18 protein-coding genes and 3 pseudogenes are annotated in these 21,671 nt (G+C 59.0%); 8 read left to right on the top strand and 13 right to left on the bottom strand.

What is annotated here, in order from left to right; translation table 11 throughout:
• Positions 1–231: 231 nt before the first annotated feature.
• The gene (locus AC3I0A_RS11005; RefSeq protein WP_489377791.1) at positions 232–735 is read right to left on the bottom strand and encodes a DUF2867 domain-containing protein; all 504 of its coding nucleotides are present in this window, start codon (positions 733–735) and stop codon (positions 232–234) included.
• A 154-nt stretch (positions 736–889) separates the two neighbouring features.
• Complete coding sequence (locus AC3I0A_RS11000) at positions 890–1,846, bottom strand: AraC family transcriptional regulator (RefSeq protein ID WP_489377790.1); 957 nt, start codon at positions 1,844–1,846, stop codon at positions 890–892.
• 199 nt (positions 1,847–2,045) lie between these two features.
• Between AC3I0A_RS11000 and AC3I0A_RS10995 the strand changes: the two genes are divergently transcribed.
• Together AC3I0A_RS10995 and AC3I0A_RS10990 are read left to right on the top strand one after the other, a co-directional pair.
• Positions 2,046–2,999: a diiron oxygenase gene (locus AC3I0A_RS10995; RefSeq protein ID WP_489377789.1), complete on the top strand. Its 954-nt coding sequence runs from the start codon at positions 2,046–2,048 to the stop codon at positions 2,997–2,999.
• Between the two features lie 81 nt (positions 3,000–3,080).
• A complete protein-coding gene (locus AC3I0A_RS10990; RefSeq protein WP_489377788.1) occupies positions 3,081–3,503 on the top strand; it encodes an MAPEG family protein in 423 nt (140 codons plus the stop codon).
• Between the two features lie 654 nt (positions 3,504–4,157).
• On the opposite strand, the gene AC3I0A_RS10985 is transcribed toward AC3I0A_RS10990, so the two are convergent.
• Positions 4,158–5,249 (bottom strand): DUF3616 domain-containing protein, encoded by a 1,092-nt coding sequence (locus tag AC3I0A_RS10985; protein ID WP_489377787.1) that lies wholly within the window; start codon positions 5,247–5,249, stop codon positions 4,158–4,160.
• A gap of 351 nt (positions 5,250–5,600) precedes the next feature.
• Between AC3I0A_RS10985 and AC3I0A_RS10980 the strand changes: the two genes are divergently transcribed.
• Entirely contained in the window at positions 5,601–6,269 is a 669-nt protein-coding gene (locus tag AC3I0A_RS10980; RefSeq protein WP_489377786.1) for a polysaccharide lyase family 7 protein, read from the top strand.
• A gap of 644 nt (positions 6,270–6,913) precedes the next feature.
• Here the strand turns inward: AC3I0A_RS10980 and AC3I0A_RS10975 are convergent.
• The 4 genes and pseudogenes from AC3I0A_RS10975 to AC3I0A_RS10960 all read right to left on the bottom strand — a co-directional run bounded on the left by AC3I0A_RS10975 (position 6,914) and on the right by AC3I0A_RS10960 (position 9,744).
• Positions 6,914–7,165 carry a hypothetical protein gene (locus tag AC3I0A_RS10975; protein WP_489377785.1) on the bottom strand — a complete coding sequence of 84 codons (252 nt, stop codon included), beginning with the start codon at positions 7,163–7,165 and terminating at the stop codon, positions 6,914–6,916.
• Positions 7,166–7,344: 179 nt separating this feature from the next.
• A pseudogene (locus AC3I0A_RS10970) lies at positions 7,345–7,488 on the bottom strand (hypothetical protein); the annotation flags it as partial.
• 114 nt (positions 7,489–7,602) lie between these two features.
• A complete protein-coding gene (locus AC3I0A_RS10965; RefSeq protein ID WP_489377784.1) occupies positions 7,603–8,088 on the bottom strand; it encodes an SgcJ/EcaC family oxidoreductase in 486 nt (161 codons plus the stop codon).
• Positions 8,089–8,715: 627 nt separating this feature from the next.
• Positions 8,716–9,744 (bottom strand): amino acid ABC transporter substrate-binding protein, encoded by a 1,029-nt coding sequence (locus tag AC3I0A_RS10960; protein WP_095077204.1) that lies wholly within the window; start codon positions 9,742–9,744, stop codon positions 8,716–8,718.
• Positions 9,745–9,970: 226 nt separating this feature from the next.
• Here AC3I0A_RS10960 and AC3I0A_RS10955 point away from each other — a divergent pair, with 226 nt between their 5' ends.
• A complete protein-coding gene (locus AC3I0A_RS10955; protein ID WP_489378477.1) occupies positions 9,971–10,828 on the top strand; it encodes a LysR family transcriptional regulator in 858 nt (285 codons plus the stop codon).
• A gap of 314 nt (positions 10,829–11,142) precedes the next feature.
• On the opposite strand, the pseudogene AC3I0A_RS10950 reads toward AC3I0A_RS10955, so the two are convergent.
• Positions 11,143–11,319 (bottom strand): annotated as a pseudogene (locus tag AC3I0A_RS10950) (type II toxin-antitoxin system HigB family toxin); the annotation flags it as partial.
• Between the two features lie 177 nt (positions 11,320–11,496).
• Here AC3I0A_RS10950 and AC3I0A_RS10945 point away from each other — a divergent pair.
• The 3 genes from AC3I0A_RS10945 to AC3I0A_RS10935 all read left to right on the top strand — a co-directional run bounded on the left by AC3I0A_RS10945 (position 11,497) and on the right by AC3I0A_RS10935 (position 15,694).
• Entirely contained in the window at positions 11,497–12,240 is a 744-nt protein-coding gene (locus AC3I0A_RS10945; RefSeq protein WP_489377783.1) for a protein-L-isoaspartate(D-aspartate) O-methyltransferase, read from the top strand.
• A gap of 2 nt (positions 12,241–12,242) precedes the next feature.
• Positions 12,243–14,675, top strand: coding sequence for an SAM-dependent methyltransferase (locus AC3I0A_RS10940; protein ID WP_489377782.1), 2,433 nt, complete (start codon positions 12,243–12,245; stop codon positions 14,673–14,675).
• 650 nt (positions 14,676–15,325) lie between these two features.
• Positions 15,326–15,694: a PH domain-containing protein gene (locus tag AC3I0A_RS10935; RefSeq protein ID WP_489378476.1), complete on the top strand. Its 369-nt coding sequence runs from the start codon at positions 15,326–15,328 to the stop codon at positions 15,692–15,694.
• A gap of 90 nt (positions 15,695–15,784) precedes the next feature.
• Here the strand turns inward: AC3I0A_RS10935 and AC3I0A_RS10930 are convergent.
• The 5 genes and pseudogenes from AC3I0A_RS10930 to AC3I0A_RS10910 form a co-directional block, all read right to left on the bottom strand.
• Positions 15,785–16,339: pseudogene (locus AC3I0A_RS10930) on the bottom strand (substrate binding domain-containing protein); the annotation flags it as partial.
• A complete protein-coding gene (locus AC3I0A_RS10925) occupies positions 16,336–17,457 on the bottom strand; it encodes an agmatine deiminase family protein (protein ID WP_489377781.1) in 1,122 nt (373 codons plus the stop codon). The pseudogene AC3I0A_RS10930 and the gene AC3I0A_RS10925, both read right to left, overlap by 4 nt.
• Before the next feature lie 28 nt (positions 17,458–17,485).
• Positions 17,486–18,589 (bottom strand): extracellular solute-binding protein, encoded by a 1,104-nt coding sequence (locus tag AC3I0A_RS10920; RefSeq protein WP_489377780.1) that lies wholly within the window; start codon positions 18,587–18,589, stop codon positions 17,486–17,488.
• 1 nt (position 18,590) lies between these two features.
• Complete coding sequence (gene aguB, locus AC3I0A_RS10915) at positions 18,591–19,499, bottom strand: N-carbamoylputrescine amidase (RefSeq protein WP_489377779.1); 909 nt, start codon at positions 19,497–19,499, stop codon at positions 18,591–18,593.
• A gap of 4 nt (positions 19,500–19,503) precedes the next feature.
• Positions 19,504–20,556 (bottom strand): agmatine deiminase family protein, encoded by a 1,053-nt coding sequence (locus tag AC3I0A_RS10910; protein WP_489377778.1) that lies wholly within the window; start codon positions 20,554–20,556, stop codon positions 19,504–19,506.
• 147 nt (positions 20,557–20,703) lie between these two features.
• On the opposite strand from AC3I0A_RS10910, the gene AC3I0A_RS10905 reads away from it, so the two are divergent.
• A complete protein-coding gene (locus AC3I0A_RS10905) occupies positions 20,704–21,576 on the top strand; it encodes a LysR substrate-binding domain-containing protein (protein WP_489377777.1) in 873 nt (290 codons plus the stop codon).
• The last annotated feature ends 95 nt before the right edge of the window (positions 21,577–21,671 follow it).

The raw sequence follows: 21,671 nt of genomic DNA, 5'->3' as shown, positions 1-21,671 counted from the left end.
GAGTGGGTACCCGAGCGTATCGCGTTCACCTCCCATCCTTCGCAATGCCACCTCTATCGCATTTCATGTCGCAGGATAATTGAGCACCTGCGACAGACTCAGGTACATCGCAAAGCCTTTACCGTAAGGCGCGTGTGAGTCGTCGCATCACTCAGAAGTTTCGCGACTGTGATGGAGGGTGCGGATATTACTTGGCAAGAGCACCGGGCTTTCCCGCTCAAGCGTATATATCTATTTGCTGGTGAGATTTGATGCCATCCCTTCCAGCTTTCGTTTCAGTCGCCTGAGATCACTATTGACGATCAGCTTATGCGCTGGACCTACCGGCAACATGTAGATGCGCCCAAAGGCATTATGCGTGACGACAGATGATGTGATCACGAGCACACGATCTGTTATCGAAAGACAAATCATGACATCCAGGTGCCGGTCACGCTCGGTCAGAACCAGCATGTCGGGGGCACTATGCTCCACCAGAAAGAAATCCAGCTGTTCGCCCGCTTGCACTGTCGCTCGCCTGGCGCCGGAGAACCCGCCGATCCGCTTCACGCCGAACAACGAGGAAATCGCGTCCCTCGTTCGGAAAGCTAGCCGCATGAGCAGTCCCGATTCGGCCGTCATGATGTTCCAAGCGTCAAGAACGGTGATTTCAACAGGGAGCAGGACTGACCTGCTGTCATAGTAATCAAGTTCGGACAGCGTACGCAGAGTGTGAACAGGTGATGTGGTAGCCAAACATTATCTCCCTTCGCAGAAGCACTTGCGATGTCGGCTCATCGGCCTAAGCGGCCGGTCGCAGTATCAAAATCGGACATTCTCTTTCTACACGAACCGCGAGGTGTTGCCGTTGCACAGTATCCATATATGTGTCCATCGGCACCGGACCTTCTCATGCTGATTGTCTGCGCCAAGTGCCGGGTGATGTGCCGAACTGGCGTTTGAATGCACGACTGAACGCAGCTTCGGATTCGTAGCCAACTGCAAAGCCGATTTGCGCCACATTACCGCGACCTTCGCGCAGGTGTTGAGCCGCCACGTGCATACGCCAGAGCGTCAGGTATTGCATCGGTGGCTGTCCGACCAATGCCGTGAATCGCTCCGCGAATACCGAGCGCGACATGCCCACTTCAAGCGCCAGGGCTTCTGCAGTCCAGCCCTCGGTGGGACGTGCATGGAGCAGCGCCAGTGCGCGCCCGATATGCGGATCTCGCAAACCCGCCAGCCACCCGCGCCGCTCAGCCGGGAGGCTCGCGACATACTGGCTGACGGCTTCGACGAACAGCAATTCGGATAGCTTGGCGATGACCGTTGTCGAGCCGACGCTTCCTGCCGCGATCTCACTGACAGCGAAACGGAATGAGCTTTCAATCCAGGCTCCCGAAGCCGTCGCGCGTACGTCTAATTTCAATAAGGATGGCAGCGACGAAAGCAACGGACTGAAGGGTGTTTCAGAGCCGAGGAATCCGCACAATAACTGCGTGGTCTCGCCGCCCCCGCCGTACTTGATTCGTGAAATGCCGCCGACTTCTGGCGGCTGAATGACTTCGCTCGCCGGCATGGGCGCAATGCTCAGGTCGCTGCCAAAAGAATGAGCGTCATTGCGAGGAAGCAGAACCAGTTCGCCTGCCCCCACGTCGATGGTGGCACCACCGTCGATTCGTAATTGCATGTTTCCGGCGGCGACAAAATGCGACGCAATGATATGTCGAGGCGCCGCCAGGAACGGCTTGCAATCGTCCGCAGAGATTCTTCCGTTGATGCACCAGGGCGCAGTGAATTCCGCCTCGAGGAAGACCCCTCCAGACAGCCGAATCACACGCAAGACATCAGAAAGCGCATCCAACAATTGCCAGCCCTCCTTTCCGGAGTCCGGAGCATGTAATCAGGCGCACTGGTCATTCACCGCCTGAACTGCGAGGCCCAGATTAGCACCAACGCGGACACAGTGATCGAGACTATCCCCAGATGCTTCACCAATGGTCATTGACTCCGGCGTTAACCGTAATTGGCCCATTCCAACTCGACCACGCAAGCCGGAGATCAATATGAACACCGTCGCTACCCTACCCAGCTCAGATTCGGGCAACGCCGCCCGTTATGCTCAAATTGTCAGATCATCGAAGAAAGCGGAATGGCAGATCGATCGTGATTTGCTACAGGACCGGAGTTTCGACTTCTCGCGCAAATTCTTGCCCGACGGACTATCGCGGATCGACCGCCTGACCTTTCTCGCCGCGGACGAGGCGCGTCTGCTCAGTCAGATTCAGGGCCGAACCTATGCGTATATCTTTGGTTTGGTCGAGCGTTTTATCAGTGCCAAAATGCTCGATCAAGGTCGGGCCCATGTATTTGACGATCAGCTCGCACTCGAAGCGCTGGTGCGCTTTTCTAACGACGAGATCAAGCACCAGGAGCTGTTCCGGCGCATGGAGACGATGATGGGTTCGCAACTGCCAGCGGGATATCGTCAGGTTGTCGATCCAAACGATGTGGCGCGCGTGGTACTTGCGGCCAGCACCTGGTCGGTGCTGGCGCTGACCTGTCATATCGAGCTATTTGTTCAGGCGCACTACGCGCAAAGCATCGCCCCGCGCGAGGAGTTGTGCCCACTATTCAAGGATGTCTTCAAATTTCACTGGAAGGATGAAAGCCGGCACGTCGTACTTGATGAACTGGAGTGGAAGGCGGAGCACGCGAAACTCTCGCCCGCCGAGCGCGACCAGGCAGTGAACGATCTGATTGCGCTGGTGGCGGCCGTCGACGCAATCCTGCAGGCACAATCGGCATCCGATGCCGACTACTTTATTGGAAATGTTTCACGATCGTTCAGTGTCGATGAGACAGCGCAAATCAACGCCTGCGTGCTGAGCGCCTACCGCTGGCAATACATTATCTCGGGCGTGCAGCATCCACACTTTGGCCGGCTGCTTACGCGCATGACAACACCAGCACAGATGTCCAGGATTCAGACCGCGCTGGCACCCATCATGAGCAATTGATCGACAGGGCGCGACCGACCGCGCGTCGGCCGCGCGGCTGTGGGATGACGAGCTGAAAATGATTGATTGAGGATGGCGGCCATGACGATACCGATGTGGATGCTGCTTGGGTTTGCGACCTGGACTTTGCTGCTGTTGATAGCCACCGTCGGGGTGTATCGCTGGGTCGGAATCTTGTTCTCGAATGTTCCGATTGCCTCTTTCCGAAGCGATCAGCTCGAAGGCGAGGATTGGTATCGGCGCGGGACTAGAGCACACGCGAACTGTGTGGAAAATCTGCCTGTCTTTGGCGCCATCGTGTTTGTGATTTCAGCCCTTGGTGTCGACGGCCCTGCAGTGAGCTACTTGTCCATAATCGTCCTGATCGCTCGCGTGTGCCAGTCTCTGGTTCACGTATCCCATGTGCAAACCGATACGTTCGTGGCAGTTCGATTTACCTTCTTTTGCGTTCAGTTGGTCTGTTTTCTCGCGCTCATTGTTATAGCCGCTTATTACGGCGTATGAATATCTTGAATAGAGGGATGAATCTGGGCCTGGTCCTGCAAATCAACATTTCGCTCGGACGCGCCCCTGGCGAGTCAGTGGTTAGATTCGATCCAGACAAGTCTTCGGTGCGACCGGCAGAAAACGGCCATTAGCGGTCACTGGTTGCGCCTCAAATCCGCCATCAGCAAACGTCCACCCAACCCGCACAACCCGTCATGACGCCTGCTGACGTTCTATTCAGACGCTTCATTGTCTTCGGTGACTGGATGGCCCGCTAGATTCGCGACGCGGTAACGAGGTAAGTCAATTGGACGGTGAGATCGATCCCGATGCCGAGCGCGGTAATGAAGATGACTTCTGGCCAGGACAGAGCCGTCAGATCAAATGCATGGGGCAACACCGCGCCGAAAAATACGACGGCTTTAAATTACTCAGAGTCAGCACGGCTCCGGCGAGAAGGCCCGGCCTGCTGAGCGCTTTGGAGGTGCCTGCATTTGTTCGGTGTTCTTTGACCATAAGTTCCAGGCGATGAACAGGATAAAGGCAACGCCGAGTCATTTCACCGCGATGAAGACCGACTCGAACTGCAGGGCCAGTGCTGCAAGTCCGAGGGTGGCGACCAGCAGCCCAGGCAAACTGATCTACAGGCCGCGTTGACGTCGATGTGCGTGGCTAATCCAGGATGAACAGGTCCCCTTCCACATCCGTATCGCCGTGTTTACGACTCTCCGCCGCAGAGTCGTAGACGATCATCAGAACCTCCCCAGGCTGCTCGCCCGATTGGAACAGACACATGCCCTCAGCGTGATCGTTGCCTTGCCCGAAAGGCACCTCCAGCACCTTCTCCAATTGATCGGTGAAGACCACGCTTTCCTCGTCGGACGCGAAACCGCCGCGCCAGCGGAAGACCGTTACCGGACCGTCCTGCTCCATCGTGGGGCCCGCCAGGATCAGCAGATCGTCACCGCGGGTGCACAGGTCACGCAAGCCCAGGCCATTGAGCGCGAAGAAGTGCTTGCGGTAGCGGCGCCCATCCGGACCGATCTTCTTCAGCACCAGCGTGTCAGACGAGGCGTCGTTCAGCTCGGGTTCGATCTCCAACAACACGGCCCAGCCGCGTAGCACCGGTCCACGCAGCCCCAGCAGAAGGCGCGAGCCGATCATCACCAACCCTTCGATATCGAAGCCGTTGTCCTTACCCGGGATACGCAGGAAGTCGCGTAGCTGAGGATCTTCAGCAATGGCCGCGGTCAGGTCGTTACCGACTTCGTTGCCCTGCAGCTGCGCCGCTGTACGTCCATCGGCATCCACTTTCCTGGCGAGTACATAGCTGTCGTTCTGCTGCACCACAGGGATGCGGGCCAGCAGAAAACGATTGCCGTCCGCCTCTACCGTCGACAGGCGCTTGATATTCTTCTGTGCAGAAGTGCCGGCCTCGGACTTCTTGCGCTTCAGGCTATGGGAGCCCACCACCCAGAGGTAACCACTGTCAGGGACATAGGCCAAACCCTCGATATCGATCTCGGCGTCTTGTTTCGGTATGGGCAGATCCAGATATTCCAGGAGCGGAAACGATTGGTGCTCGTCGCACCTTACGACGCCGCCGGGCGCAGCATCCTGGATTTTCAGGCGTTCCAGGCTCGTGGTTTCGTCGTTCGCCACCCAGAGTGTGTCGTCAATCTGCTGAGCGACCGAAAGGCCATCGCGCAACGACGCAAACGCCGGATCAAAGCTCAACAGCGCAAAATTGCTTCGGTGGCTCATGAGCGGTCTCCTGTCTTTATGGCGCGGCGCGCCGGTTATTCAGAACCGGATTCTGAGCGTGTTCTTCGTCCAGTGCATGCACTCATCCTAGCCGACCCGTCCACCGCTGATGGCTTAGGTCCCTTCGCTGCAGCTGCTAAGCAACCCGGATTAGTTCCATCAACTCCCAAAATAGCCGACTAACGGTGACCCCCGTAGGCACAAAGCCTGCTACAACCACCTTGACGAACATTTGACGTCAATCTACCGCCATACGGATTTCCTAATCAGCAGACCCAATTGACACAGCTCAATAGCGTCGGTTCGAGCGCAACTGTGGCCGCAACATTCCCCGCATACAGGATTATTGACATGATCGACCTCGCCACCTGGAATTTAAGCATCCCTGAAGGCAGCCCACCGGCTACCATAGAAACGCCTCGACTGGCGCAAGGCTTCAAGGACCAGTATTTCAGTTCTGAAGCCGCTACCCTTTCCTTCTGGGCACCTGTGACCGGTTCCAGGACGGCCAACGCTATTTACCCGCGCAGCGAGTTGCGGGAAACCTATAGCGATGGAACGCTGCGCAACTGGCAGTATTCAGCGGCGGATAACATTCTGCGGGCGAGTCTGACCGTCAATCAGGTGCCCAGCACCGGCAAGATCGTGATTGGTCAGATTCACAACAAGGACAGCAACAGCCCCATGGTGAAGCTGGAATACCAATACAAAACGTCGGCTTCGACGGGAAACATTGTCGCCAAGGTGCGCATGCGCCCCGACGATGAAGAGGGCCAGGTCATTACCATTGCGACGGGTGTGCCGCTCGACCGCAACTTTTCCTACCAGATCCACCTCAGCCCGAAGGGCGCGCTGGGCATCAGCGCAGCAGGATACAACTGGAGAACCACCATCGACCCGAGCTGGAAGACCAAACCACTGTATTTCAAAGCGGGTGCGTATGTGCAGGACAACACCGGCTATCCCACCGAGGGCGGAAAAGTGACGTTCAGGATGCTGGAGATCCAACACAACATTTAGTCGCTTCTTTAGGTCACTACCGTTGGCACGCCGATCCGAAGGGTGAAGACTTTAGTGGATTTCCTCGTCGATCGGCTACCAAGTGGCTAGCTGTCAGTGAACTCAACCGCGCGGGCGGCAGATGCCCTCGAAGCCTTTCAAAACCATTGCGTGCGCATACAGTGGGATACGCTGCTATCGCAGGCGGGTGTCGAAGGTGGCGGCACGCATCCTTACATGGTGCGATCACGTTCACTATCGCAAAGAAGGCGAGCGGGACGAGGAATGCATCAGATTGGTGGCGGAGGCTACCCAGAGAAGATTTATCCTGAATTATGAACGCTCTTTCCTGCACCCGGTGCTGGATTGAGTTAACTAACCTTAAGGGCGTCGGTCGATTGCACCATTTCGCGATGGGCAGCAATCGGCCGAGGCTGTGTAAAAACGATTTTCAATCGGTACGGCTGAGCGGAATCACTCGAAAAGTCCTGTTCCTGCGCAAATTTCAGGTCTGCTGAGCATCCGATCGTCAGTAGATTTCGCGTAGGAACGCATGCATCAACACCTGCAGCGCGTTTTTACACAGCCTGGGCCAATAGCTGCCTCTCATTTCGGCAGCAATGGGCAGGTGAAGACTGCATCTTATGACTGAGTATTGGTGCAAGTCAGAGGGGGCATTTCTTCATTGAGAGCCGTAGTCGCTGCCATTCATTCCAGCAGTCCTCGGCAACTAAGTCCCGGAAACCACGTTCGTTCTCCATATCCAGGGCGACGTCGAATGGAACTGCAACACACGTCGCTTGATCACGGATTTTGAGTGCCTCGGACTCTGTAAGTGGGGAGCCTTTGTTCGTTTCGGCGCTTTGCAAAGCCACCGAAAGCGCCGGAATGAATACAACGCAAAGCTGTTCCGTCATCTGTTGCTAGCCTCAATTGTGCGGGAAGGCCGAAAGATTACGCTGGTTGCTTAATCACGGCTATTGGCCAAGAGCATCCATCGCCTGATGTCAGCGTTGGGTCGATTGCAGTCGGTCGCGACAGGCAGAAATCGACCCGAAGCAGTCGTTCGCCAAGGGACTGCTTTCAGCTGTGGATTCAACCGGTCGAGCAGGCGCCTTTCCTCCTGGCGGGTCAGGCGCAGGATGCGCAGATCGGCGCCGGGAGTGTCCAGCAGTCGCTCAAGCCCGTAGATGCAGGCTCCGGGCGGGCAGGGTTGGCGGATCGGGAATGGGGGCTTCATGAACTCCGATCATAACGAACCGAGATCGCTGTTGCCCATGGGGTTCGGAGAGGCACGCAGATTCGGGCTGTCCGGCTGAGCAAGAATCAGACGCTGTTTTGGGTGATGGCCACCTCAATTCTTCTCTGGCATTGCAGAGGAGTGGTGACTAGTAATCAACCACTGCGTTCCGTCCCACTTGTAGGTGTATGTGTAGCGAGCTTTGACTTGAGCACCCGTAGTGCCAAAGGTGAACGTATAGAGCCCAGCATCAACCGCTGAGTTACAACCAATCTCTATTGTTCTCGAGTCGATCCTGCCTGCGGGCTTGTTTTCCAGGAAGTGATGGAAGTAGTCCTCTTTTTCGGCCGCGGTTAATCGCGGTTTGTTCGACACGGTAGGAAGAAGGACCGAGCGCTCGGCATAGTTGGCGACAACTTGGTGTGGGTCCCCGGTTTGCAGCGAGCGATTCCATCGGTCAAACAAGGCCGAGATTTCTTGCTCATTGGTTGCCTTGCAAACTTCCGTGTGTGCAGTACCGGACTCGAGCCCCGATGGGGCTGAGGCACAGCCTGCAAGAACGACTGCAAAGGCAGCTGACAGGACAGATATGTTTCTCATGGGCGATCCTCCTGGTGACGGTCGAAAACGCTGAGGGCATAACGCTTCTTGTCATTTTGCAAGTCCGTGTTTTGCCTGAGTGTGGTCACTGCGCGTACGACATTGCTCGAGGAGAGGCACGACAAAGATGGCAAACCCGAACTGCCTGATGAGTATAGGTGGCAAATCAAATTACGCTGCTGACATGCCGGCAGCTTGTCCACTGTCCGCTATTGGCCGGTAGCTGCCTGTCGCGAAGGGCTTCAATCGACCCCGGCTGTGTGAAAACGCATGCGCCGTTTTGAAGTCTGCGTTGCTACGTAAAATCTGTCGGCGTTTGCTTGGTCAGCCAGACCTGAAATTTGCATAGGAACGCGATTTTTGTTCCGATTCTGACTGTCAAACTTGCTCTAAAACGTTTTCACACAGCCTGGACCCGAAGCAGCCTTTCATCAATGGCTGGAAGCGGCGACCAGGCTCCTGAGGTAGGCAGTCAAATCACGAAACGGTTTTCGCCATCTCAGAGGTGGCAATATCTACTTTGTTCATGGCTATGGTCTCCGATAGGCACCCTGTGAAAGCTTAGTGGGCGTTCACAGGGTGCGACGGGGTAACCATTTTGTGTTTTAAAGATCGTATTTCAACACTTCAGCGCACAGGCGGTGCGTACTGAATCCCGCCGTTGTTCCACAAGGCGTTGAGGCCTCGCTTGATCTTCAGCACGCTGCCCTGGCCAATATTGCGCTCAAACACTTCGCTGTAGTTGCCGACCTGTTTGACTATCTGAACCACCCAGTCCTTGCGCAGCTTCAAGTCCTTGCCGTATTCACCATCGGCACCCAGCAGCCGTGCGACATCCGGGTTCTTGGTGCTCTTGGCCTGCTCTTCGACGTTCTGCGAGGTGATGCCCATTTCCTCGGCGTTGAGCATGGCGAACAGGGTCCACTTGACGATGCTGAACCACTCCTCGTCGCCCTTGCGCACCAGCGGGCCGAGCGGCTCCTTGGAGATGATTTCCGGCAGCACCACGAATTCGTCGGGGTGGGCCATTTTGATCCGTTGGGCGTAAAGGCCCGACTGGTCAGTGGTCAACACATCGCAACGACCGGCTTCCAGGCCCTTGGCGCTTTCATCGGCGGTGTCGAAGGTGATGGGGGTGTATTTGAGGTTATTGGCGCGAAAGTAATCCGACACGTTGAGTTCGGTGGTGGTGCCAGCCTGGATGCAGATGGTCGCGCCGCCCAGTTCCTTGGCGCTGCTCACCCCCAGTTTGTTGTTCACCAAAAAGCCAATCCCGTCGTAATAGGTCACGCCGGTGAACACCAGGCCCATGCCGGCGTCCCGGGAACTGGTCCAGGTGGTGTTGCGGGAAATAAGGTCGATCTCCCCCGACTGCAACGCGGTGAAGCGCTCTTTGGCGGTCAACTGGCTGAACTTCACTTTCGACGCGTCGCCAAACAGCGCGGCAGCCACAGCGTGGCAAACATCGACGTCGATCCCGGTCATTTTGCCCTGAGCGTTCGGCACGCCGAACCCCGGCAGACCATCGCTGACACCGCACTGGATAAAGCCCTTTTTGGTAATGGCATCCAGCGTCGCCCCCGCTTGAGCGGTAGCGGTCACACCCAACAGGGCGGTGGCGGCCAGCAAGGCCAGGGTGGATTTCATGCTCTTCATGCCAACGACTCCCTAGTGTTTCTTGTTATTCGACGCACATGTCGCGCGCCTGCACGCACCCGATAGTGGATGAAATCCTTGATGCCGGTGAGTTTTAGTGGTTTTTTAGCCGTCCAGCAAACGACCTTTCGGCAAGCGCTCCTTCCGGTTTGGAATGAACTGCCCCTGGCGCCGCATCCGTTCCCCTTTAGGTGGCCTCGTGTTTTCAAAACGTTTAACGCCGTCGATGACCGCCCTGCAGTGCTTCGAAGCGGCCGCTCGCCACCTCAGTTTCACCCGCGCCGCCCAAGAGTTGCACCTGACCCAAAGCGCCGTCAGTAAGCAGGTGGCGCAGTTGGAGGAAATGCTCTGCCACAACCTCTTCGAGCGAGTGCGCCAACGCCTGCACCTGTCGCCGGCCGGCGCCTTGTACCTGGCCGAAGTGCACAAAATCCTCAATCAGGTGGACATCTCCAGCCGCTACATCCTCAGCTACGGCGGCGAAACCGAAGTCCTGCGCATCGCCACCCAGCCGACCTTCGGCGACCGCTGGCTGGTGCCCAAGCTCAAGGACTTCGCAGCGCTGCACCCCCGCATTCACCTGGACGTGCGCACCGATCTGGAGCCTTTCGACGTATTGCAGGCCAAGGCCGATATCGCGTTTTTCTACGGCCAGGGCTCCTGGCCGGGTGCGACCTGCATTGAATTGTTCAGTGAAGATGTGGTGCCGGTCTGCGCCCCGGGGTTCGTCGCCAGCACCGAGATCGCCCCTTCCCGACACACTTTGCTGCAATGCACCTCCCGTCCTGAGGCCTGGCATGCATGGTTTCTGGAACAGGGTCTGCATTCGCAAAACAGCTACCACGGCCCACGTTTCGACACGTTTTACATGTGCATTCGCGCCGCCCAGTCGGGGTACGGCGTGGCGCTGGTGCCCCGGTACATGGTGAGCGACGAACTGGCCCGGGGCAGCCTGGTAATTCCCTGGGATTACGCCATGCCCAGCGCCGGCGCACACTTCATCGCCCATGCCGAGCATGCGGGGGAAGTGCCCAAGGTGAAGGCGTTTTTGCGGTGGATGGTCACGTATATCACGCCCGCCTAGGACTCCCGTGGCTCTATGTGGGAGCGGGCATGCTCCAGAGAACACCACACATCCCAAATTTTTTAATGACCCGCACACTTTACTTAGTTTGCGGCACGGACCTGCCCCCGGCTTAGATACCCCTAGCTGCTCATCGGTATAGGCGCCGAATCAAACAACGTTGCTGACATGACGCAGCCCTTCCACTGGCCGCTTTTGGCCGATTTCTGCCAGTCGCGAAGGGCAGCAACCGATCCATAGCTGACGGTGGCGACAGGCAGAATCCGGCCACTAGCTGACAATCGCATTCACTTTTGTATCACCGCTTGAACTGGCCGGGTGCCGCCGATGTCGAACACATGCTTGTCGACGCTTGGGAATAGCTGTTTCATGGCGGCGAAGTCGCTCGGGCTTGTGCGTCGGATCAGGCGATACCAGGCTTCCAGTGCATTGGCCGAGTGTGACCATTTCTGCTGGGCTTCCCGGATGCGTTTCTGAGTAATGACGTGCATTGTGAGCCTGTTATCGCAGCTTGCTATGAAGCTAAGGTATCGCGATGCCGGTAGTATTACAGGTTGCGATACTTTCTCAGGCAGTCGCCGCAGCCTGGTTTGGTCGCCGGCACCCCGGCTTGCCGAGCCAGCCCGCCGGCCATACGATTCGACTATTCCTCAGACGGAGGAGTCATTGTGAAGCCGGTGATGCTCCTGACGCGCATCCTGGCGCCTGCCATCGCTCTGGCGCTGGCATCCGCCGGCCTGCATGCCGACGACCCGTTCGCGCCGTTGCGCGACGCCATGGTGCGGGAGATCGCCAACATGTCGTCCGTCACCCGCGACGAAACCGGCAGGGTCGAGTTTGCCGCGCCGGTGATGGCCGCGATGGCCAAGGTGCCACGCCATAAGTTCGTCCCGCCCGACGAGGTGCCCTACGCCTACGAGAACCGCCCGCTGCCGATCGGCTACGGCCAGACCATCTCCCAGCCCTACATCGTCGCCCTGATGACCGACCTGACGCAGGTCGGGCCCGGCGACGTGGTACTCGAGATCGGCACTGGCTCGGGCTACCAGGCGGCGATCCTTGCCGAGCTGGCGCAGGCGGTCTACACGATGGAGATCATCGAGCCGCTGGCAGTGCAGGCCGGGGAGCGCCTGGGCCGGCTGGGATATGCGAAGGTGCAGGCCCGGCTGGGCGATGGCTACCACGGCTGGCCCGAGCACGGGCCTTACGACGCCATCCTCGTCACCGCCGCCGCCAGCCATGTGCCGCCGCCACTGATCGCCCAGCTCAAGGCCGGCGGACGGATGGTAATCCCGGTCGGCGCGCCGTTCATGATCCAGTACCTGCTGCTGATCGAGAGGGCCGGCGATGGCAGTGTGTCCACCCGGCAGGTGCTGCCTGTGCGCTTCGTGCCGCTGGTCGGAGGTGGTTGAGCATGCATTCGCCGCCGTTGCTCGCCCTGGCGCTGCTGTCTGCCTCCGCGCTCGGCTATGAGGTGCTGCTGCTGCGACTGCTTTCGATCATCCAGTGGCACCATTTCGCCTACATGATGATCAGCGTCGCGCTGCTCGGCTACGGCGCTGCCGGCACCGCCGTGGCGCTGGCGCGGCCTGTGCTGGCGCCGCGCTTCCACGGCGTGTTCATCGGCGGCGCGGTGCTGTTCGGGCTGAGCGCCATCGCCTGCTTCAGCCTGGCCCAGCAGGTTCCGTTCAATCCCCTCGAGATCCTCTGGGACGCGCGGCAGTCGGCGCGCCTGCTGCTGATCTACCTGCTGCTGTTTGTGCCGTTCTTCTGCGCGGCGGTGTGCATCTGCCTGACCTTCACCTGCTATCAGGAACAGATTCATCGGATCTACGCCTTCGACATTCTCGGCGCCGGCGTGGGCAGCCTGGCGATCGTCGCCGCACTGTTCGCCCTGACGCCCGTCGATGCGCTGCGGCTGCTGGGCGGCACCGGCATCGCCGCCGGGGCGCTGGCCGGCATGGCTTGCACGGGGCATAGGCACTGGCTCGTGCCGTTGCTGCTGGCGGCGGCGGTCGCGGTGCCGGCCGGCGTGCCCGGGCGCTGGATCGCCCTGTCGCCCTCCGAGTACAAGGAACTGAGCCAGACGCTGCGTATTAAGGATGCGCGCGCAATCGCCCAGACCTGGAGTCCGCTGGGCCTGCTCACGGTCGTCGACAGCCCGACCATTCCCCTGCGCCACGCGCCGGGCCTAAGCCTCAACGCGACGCAGGAACCGCCCGCACAACTGGCCATCTTCACCGACGGCGACGGCCTTTCCGTGCTGAACCGCTATGACGGGCGCCGCGAGCCGCTCGCCTACCTGGACTACCTGACCTCGGCTCTGCCCTATCACCTGCTGCGGCAACCCCGCGTGCTGGTGCTGGGCAGCGGCGCCGGCGCCGATGTGCTGCAGGCGATCTACCACGGCGCCAGCGCGGTGGATGCCATCGAACTGAACCCGCAGGTGATCGATCTGGTCCAGCGCCGCTTCGCCGACTTCTCCGGCAAGCCGTACAGCGCGCCCAACGTCCGTGTGCTGATCGGCGAGGCGCGCGGCCTGGTGGCTTCGCGCGGCGAGCCTTACGACCTGATCCAGATCGCCCTGCTGGACTCCTTCGGCACCGCCTCGGGCGGCCTGCATGCGCTGTCCGAGAACTACCTGTACACGGTGGATGCCTTCGCCGAGTACCTGCGCCATCTCGCGCCCGGCGGCCTGTTGGCCATCACCCGCTGGGTCACCCTGCCGCCCCGCGATGTTCCCAGGCTGCTGGCCACCGCGGCCGCGGCCATCGAGCGCGACGGGCAGGCCAGCGCGGCGCGCCGCATCGTCATGATCCGCGGCTGGAAGACCGCGACGCTGCTGGTCAGCAACAGGGATTTCGACGACGCCGGCATCGCCGTGCTGCGGGAGTTCTGCCGGGCGCGCTCCTTCGACCTGGCCTACTACCCCGGGATGACCGTGGCCGAGGCGAACCGCTACAACCTGCTCGACCGGCCCTGGTTCTTCGAAGCGGCGCAGGCCCTGCTGTCCGGCGAGCGCGCGGAGTTCCTGGCACGCTACAAGTTCGACGTGCGTCCGACCATGGATGACCGGCCGTATTTCTTCCACTTCTTCAAGTGGCGCTCGCTGCCGGAACTGCTGGCGCTGAAGGCGCAGGGCGGCCTGTCAATGCTGGAGTGGGGCTATCCGGTGCTGATCGCCACGCTGCTGCAGTCCAGCGTGGCCGCCGTGCTGCTGATCCTGGCGCCGCTATGGGTGGCGCGGCGGCGCCAGCGGCGCTCTCGGAATGCGGCTTTGGCCAGGTTCGAACTTCGGGTCGTGTCCTACTTCGCCGCCATCGGCTTCGCCTTCATGTTCGTGGAAATCGCCTTCATCCAGAAGTTCACCCTTTTCCTCAGCCACCCGTTGTATTCGGTGGCGGTAACGCTCAGCGCGTTCCTGATCTTCGCTGGCCTCGGCAGCCGTTACTCCGGCCGGCGGCGGGGGGACATTGGAACTGGTGTGGGGCCCCGTTATCCGCTCGCGCGGCCAGTCCTGGCGATCTGCGCGATCGCCCTGCTCTACCTGATCGCCCTGCCCCCGTTGTTCCAGCTGCTGGCGCCGGTGCGGATCCTCGCCAGGTTCGGCATCTGCGCCGCGCTGGTAGCGCCGCTGGCGTTCGCCATGGGCATGCCGTTTCCGCTCGGACTCGGGCGCGTCTCCGCGCGCGCCGAAGCACTGGTGCCGATCGCCTGGGGCGTCAACGCCAGCGCATCGGTGGTGGCGGCCGTGCTGGCGACCCTGCTGGCGATCCACCTGGGCTTCACCGTGGTGTTGCTGCTGGCGTTGCTGCTGTATCTCGCGGCGGCGGTCGTGTTTCCCTGATCGCGGCGGTTCGCAGCGACGTCAACAGACCCTGGTGAGACGAATGGCCTGTTGGAACGCCGCTTGCCGCAGTTCACACGTCTCGCCGTGTCGATCAGCGAGGGTGACGCCTTTCCTGCTTCGAAGCTAAACATTTGAAAATGTGGACGTGTGCGTCATGCCAAAGATGAGAGGTTCCGTGCCGCAAGCAATTGGTTTTGGCCGACGCAGTCGAGTCGTCAGAGGTGGCTTTCATCCCATAGCTGCCGGTGGTGACCGGCAGAAACCGGCCAAAAGCAGCCTCTGACGAGATCGACCGCAGAATATTTTTGCGAGCGACGGTTTTGAGTACGGCCAGAATGCTCTGGCTTGCCGTTACCGGGTGGGATTGGAGCTTGTACTGCCCCAGTCCCGCCATTTCTATTTTTGGCCACCCGGCAATGGTGGGGTTCGAGGAGGGATCAACCGTTTGGAAAAGGGGACGCCCATTAGCCTTGACTTGATACCGGCTAATGGGTGCCCACTTTGGGGATGTTATTCTCGGCGCGTAACAAATTGACAGGTAGTACGGAATGCTGGCGAATCGAGCTGGCAAGCAAGGATTTGCAGCCAATAATAGTCAGCAGACTGCAGGAATCCTGGAAGATTATTTTAATAACGAGGACCGCTGGATGATTGATTTCAACAACAAGGGTTTCTTCAAGCTGAAACAAAACAATGAGTACGCAGAACGTGTCACCTCCCTTCTGCTGGAGGGAGAGCAGGTAATCGATTCATATAAATCCATGCGTGATGGCGTGGTATTTACGAACAAAAGAATCATCGCGGTGAACGTGCAAGGCATCACCGGAAGCAAAAAGGACTTCACCTCCTTGCCCTACAAAAATATCGTCGCCTATTCCGTGGAGACGTCTGGAACATTTGACTTGGACTCCGAGCTGGAAATTTATTTTTCGTCGCTGGGCAAAGTAAAGTTTGAATTTACCGGAAAAACTTCGATTGTAGAAATTTCGAAGCTCATATCTAGTTACCTTCTCTGAGCCGGGTTCGGACTACTCCCCGAACTCCCGATTAGCAGGTTCTTCCGGGGCGAGGTTGCGGTTGCCTGCCCCTTTTTCCAAGGGACGCCATTAAGCATCCTCAAGTCGCTCACGCAGAAACTCGATAAACCGTTGGGTTTTCGCTGGCAACAGCCGCGTCTCGGTGAGGGCATAAACCGAGATGGGCGAGGCCTGCCATTGCGGCAAGACTCTGCGCAGCGTGCCATTGGCAAGGTCTTGCGCAGCGATACCTTCCGCCAGTAACGCGATCCCCAGATCCAGCGTCGCCAGACGTCGAATCATTCCCACGCTGTTGAGTTCGAATCTCCCGCTAACCCCAACCTCCACCTCCCCTTCACTGCTGGAGAGTATCCAGCGGTCAGCACGCGTTCCGCGCAGTCGCAGGCATTCGTGGTTGGTCAGGTCCGAGGGATGAACAGACTCACCGGACAGTTCTAGGTAACGGGGTGAGGCGTAAAGACAGCGGCGCAAACTGGCAAGCTTGCGGGCAATCAGGTTCGAACTCGCCGGCTCGCCCATGCGAATGACCACATCAACCGGCTCACTTACCAGTTCGACCTGACGCGGGGTCAGATCGAAATCGAAGCTGATACCGGGATACAGCCGGGCAAACTCCGCGATCAGCACGGTTGGTGACTGGTCACACAGTGGATGCCGCCACCACCGGCGGCGATTGCGTCGATGTTGAGCTGCACCACCTCACGGTCCGGGTAGAGTTCAGACAACAGATCAAAGGCTTTCGTATCTGCCGCCTTGTCACCGAACTCGGGCGCAATGACCGCACCATTGATCACGAAATAGTTGATGTAGCCCGCGGCGAAGTCTGGATTGTTTTTGCTGAACATACTCGTTCGTGGATTGAGCGGGGGCGATACGGTGTGCACTTGCAGCTTGTGGCCATCGGCATCAGTGGCATTCTTGAGAATTTCCAGATGGGCAAGCGTCACTGAGTGGTCATATGACTCAGGGTCGTTGTCGAGGTTGGCGATCACTACTCCTGGCTTGACGAAGCGGGCGTAGAAGTCGACATGGGCATCCGTGATGTCTTTGCCTTTGATTCCAGGCAGCCAGATGATTTTGCGCAAGCCAAGCCTATTCTTCAGTTCTTCCTCTATGTCTGCCTTGCTCCGGTCGGGATTGCGGTTGGTATTGATCCAGCTACTTTCGGTCATGATTCCCGTGCCGTGGCCATCCACTTCGATACCGCCACCCTCGCCCACCAGCTGGCTGCGGATATAGCTGGCGTCAGCTGTCTGGGCGACCAAAGCGGCCAGCTGCGCATCATCGGCATGCTGTTGCTTGTTGCCCCAGCCATTGAAGTTGAAATCCACGGCGCCGAGCCCACCTTCCCCATCATTGACGAAGTTGGCCCCGATATCGCGCATCCAGATATCGTCCAGCTCGGTGGTGACGTAGGTGATGTTAGTCGTGCCACAGTGCTCTTCGGCCAGATCCTGCTCGCTCTCGCGACAGAACACGGTCACCGGCTCATAGCGGGCGATGGTGCGAGCGATCAAGCCAATGGCCGCTTGCACGTCAGCGGTAAAATCCTCCCAAACGGCCTCCTGTGCGCCAAAAGCGATGAAGGCCCGCCGGTGCCTGTCGCCCTCATCCGGCATGCGCCAGTTGCCCGGTGTGGACGCTTGCACGTGCAAGGGCGTCAGGCCCAGTCCGAAGGACGCTGCCGCGCCCAAACCGGCAACGACCGATACTTGCTTGATGAACTCGCGACGAGTCGACATGTGTTGATCCCTGAATGTTTGTCTGAAGTCATTGGGTAGTGGCCGTCTTGAACTTGGTCCAGGCCCGCATGCGCGCCCGCATATCGGCCTGCGCAATGTCCTTGCCGGGAATCAGCCGTTCATAAGTGGCATCGTCGAGGTAAATATCCGGATTGTTGCGCATAGTTGCATCGACGCTCGGACGTGCCTTGGCATTGGAGGTGGGGTAACCGGTGAAGTTACTGATGGCTGCCATGTTCTGCGGGCGCATGACGAAGTTGATGAACGCATAGGCGTACTCCGGATGTTTGGCGTCGACAGGAATCGCCATGGTGTCCATCCACACGGTGGTGCCTTCACGAGGAACACGGTACTGGAACGTGGTTTTCTTGCCGGCGCTATCAGCCGTGCGTTGCGCCTGAGTCATATCCCCGCTGTAACCGAGCGACAGGCACAGGTTGCCGTTAACCAGATCGGTCACCGGCTGCGACTGGAATTTACGAATGTACGGCCGTAGCTTGAGCAGCAGCTCACCCGCCGCCGCCAGGTCCTCGGGTCTGGCGCTGCGTGGCTCGCGGCCCAGGTAATTAAGCACCACCGCCAGCACTTCGTCCGGCGAATCGATCAGGGAGATACCGCAGTCCGCAAACCTGGCGGCCAGCTCCGGTTTGAACAGCATGTCCAGGCTGTTGACCGGGGCATCCGGCATGCGCTGTTTGATCTGCTCGGCATTGTAGGTCAGGCCGATGGTGCCCCAGGTGTAGGGGACGGTGGCCTGGCTCGAATGCACATAATGGGTACGCAGCTTCTGCAGACCGGGTTCGATGTCGTCCAGGGCAGTGAGCTTTGACTTGTCCAGCGGCTGCAGGCTGCCGGCGCGCATTAGACGCTCGCCAACGGTGTCGCCCGGGAAGATCAGGTCATAACCACTGCCGCCGGCCAGCATCTTGGCTTCCAGCGTTTCGCTGCCATCCATGACGTCGTAGATCACCTTGATCCCGGTTTCGGCGGTGAATCGGGCCAAGGTGTCCTCGGCAAAATAGTCGGCCCAGTTGTACAGCCTGAGGGTTTTCTCCTGCGCGTGCAGCGACGACACGACACCGCCAAGGGCCAATCCCAAAGCGCCCATCAACAGCTTGTTGGAAATGTGCATGTCAAACCCCTTGAGTATTCCAGCGTGCATTGAGGTGACGACCGTCCTGGCTTAACAACGCCCCGTACATGTCCGGACGGCGGTCGCGGTAGATCCCCCAGCTCAGGCGCTCTTCACGCATGGCCGTCAAATCCAGGCTGTGGACCAGCACGCCGGTGCTGTCACGGTCGGCCTCGGCGAGGAGCTTGCCCTTGTGGTTGCAGATAAAGGACGAGCCGTAGAAGCTCATCTGCAGGGTCGGATCGGTGGTCGCCACTTCTCGACCGATGCGGTTGGCTGCCACTACCGGCAGGATGTTGGCGGCGGCGTGGCCGCGCATGGTCATCTGCCAGTGGTCACGTGAATCCAATGCTGCACAGCCAGGTTCAGAGCCGATGGCGGTGGGAAACAGCAAGACTTCGGCGCCCATCAACGCCAGGCAGCGTGCGGTCTCGGGGAACCACTGATCCCAACAGATGCCCAAACCTATGCGCCCAAAAGCAGTGTCCCAGACACGAAAGCCGGTATCGCCAGGGCTGAAGTATTCCTTCTCCTGATAACCGATGGCGTTGGGTATATGCGTCTTGCGATACACACCCAGCAGCTGCCCATCAGCATCGGCCACGCTCAACGAATTGAAGTAGGCATTGCCCGCCTTCTCGAACCAGCTCAGCGGCAGCACCACACCCAGTTCCCTGGCCAGCGCGGCAAAGCGTTTCAGCACCGTGCTGTCCTGATATTCTTCAGCCAGTGCCAGGTGTTTGTGATGTTGCTCAATACAGAAATACGGTGTGGCAAACAGCTCCTGCAACAGAATGATCTGGGCACCCTTGGCCGCCGCCTCACGTACCAGTCGCTCGGCCTGATCGAGATTGTGTTGCAAGTCCCAGGTACAGGGCATCTGGGTGGTGGCAATCGTCAACAGGGTCATGGCATCAACCCTCCAGTGGCCAGGCGGGCTGTTGCTGGGTGATGCAATGCACACCGCCGCCGCCATGGGCCAGATGATTGATCCGCACCGGTACCACTTCGTGGTCGGGGAAGGCCTGAGCCAACACTTCGGCAGCCGCGTTGTCGGCATCGATGCCGTAGGCCGGCATGATGATGGCGTTGTTGGCGATGTAGAAGTTGGTGTAGGAGGCACAGAACACTTCAGCCTCGGTGTCCACCGCATCGGTGGCTTCATACAATTCGATCAGCTCGAACTTGCGGCCCCGAGCATCGGTGGCCAGTTCCAGCGCGCGACGGTTTTCGCGTACAACTTCGGCATACACCGAACCCTTGTCGTGGGTGGCGTCCACCAGCAACACGCCAGGGCGAGCGAACGCGCACACGCCATCGACATGGCCGTCGGTCATGTCGCCGGTCACATAGTCTGAATCGCCCGGCAGCCAGACGGTCTTCTTCACGCCTAGCAGGCGAGTGAAGATCTCCTCCATCTCAGCCTTGTTCATGCCCGGGTTACGATTGGGGTTGAGTAATACCGACTCAGTGGTGATCAGCGTGCCCTCGCCGTCGACATGAATGGCGCCGCCTTCGTTACTCAGTGCTGTACCAAAGCACTGCACGCCCAGGTAATTGAGGGCCCGGCGCGCCAGGCTTTCGTCCAGGTCAAAGGCCGACTTCCCACCCCACGCGTTGAAGCGCCAGCTCACACCGGCCAGACCCTGTTGCGGGTGGCAGACGAAGCTCGGGCCGGAGTCCCGGCACCAACTGTCGTTCACCGCCAGCTCGATCAGTTCAATGTTGGGTCCACACAACGCTTTGGCACTCGCTACAGCAGAAGGGTCAACGACCATTTTCACCGGTTCGAACCGGGCAATGGCGTTGGCCACGCGAGCGAAATCTTCTTGTACCAGCGGCAGTGTGACGCCCCAACCCGATTCCCATAGCACCTTATTGTGCGGCCAAACCATCCAGGTCGCGGCGTGCCTGACCCACTCTGCGGGCATCATCCAACCCGTGTTTCGAATTTCATTCTGCTGCATGACATGCTGCATGATAAAAAGCCCTTTTAGTTAAGTTATTGTGTTCACTAAAACTGCCTTGGCGGTCTTGGCATGCATGCTACGACTGTAAAAACGGGCTAACAAACGATGGATTTTGCAGGCAACTGATTAGAGGAACTTATCGATATGCTCAAACACTGGCCGCCTCTCGGCACCCTTCGCGGCTTTGAAGCCGCCGCCCGGCTGGGCAGTTTCCACAAGGCAGCCGCAGAGTTGCACCTCACCCAGTCGGCAATCAGCCAGCAGATCCGCAGCCTTGAGGCTTACCTGGAACAACCCTTGTTCTTTCGCAATGGACGCAGCGTCAGCCTGACCGATGCCGGTCACGACTTGCTCAGCACCACACAGGCACTGCTGCAACAACTTGCTGTCGGCATTCGCCGCCTTGGCCAGTACCAGAAACCCAACCAACTGGTCCTCAACACCACCCCGGCGTTCGCCCGTCACTGGCTGCTGCCACGCCTGGAAGATTTCCGCCGTCAGCATCCGGAAGTTGATCTCTGGATATTCAGTACCGATGAAGTCCCGGACATGACGAGCCAGACCATCGACCTCGCTGTGCGAGATGACATCAGCTCCCAGGCCGAATGCAGCTTCAAGGTGCTGCACGCTGACCGCCTGTACCCGGCTTGCCATCCAAGCCTGTTGGCGGTGCCCAGCGAACAGCGCACAACCCTCCATGGCGAGCGGGAAATGGACTGGAGTCACTGGGCAGTGGAGGCTGGTATAGATGTAGGTCAGAAGGATCAGGGGCTGAACTTCTCCGACCCCGGCCTGCTGTTGGACGCCGCTTGTGCAGGGCTCGGTATCGCCTTGGTCAGCCAATTATTGAGTCGGCAAGCGCGCGCCAATGGGCTGTTACAACCCTTGGTTGAGGCAACCATTCGTGGCCCCAACTGGGCCTTGCTGACCCATCGTGATAGTGAGAACAACCCGTTGGCGCGCAGCTTCAGTGAATGGTTACTTCGCAACCTGGCAGCAGGCAGCCAGGTAACGTAACGGTTCTGGATCAAGGCTTGAAGGGTGCCCCCTGGGTTCACTTGGTGCACTTTGATTTGCAGATGCATGAAAGGCTGCGTTGGGGCCAGAAGCTG

Source organism: Pseudomonas sp. KH_024_B2, assembly GCF_057839965.1.
The sequence above is the reverse complement of the archived record's forward strand: the minus strand, read 5'-3'. Positions and strand labels throughout refer to the sequence as shown.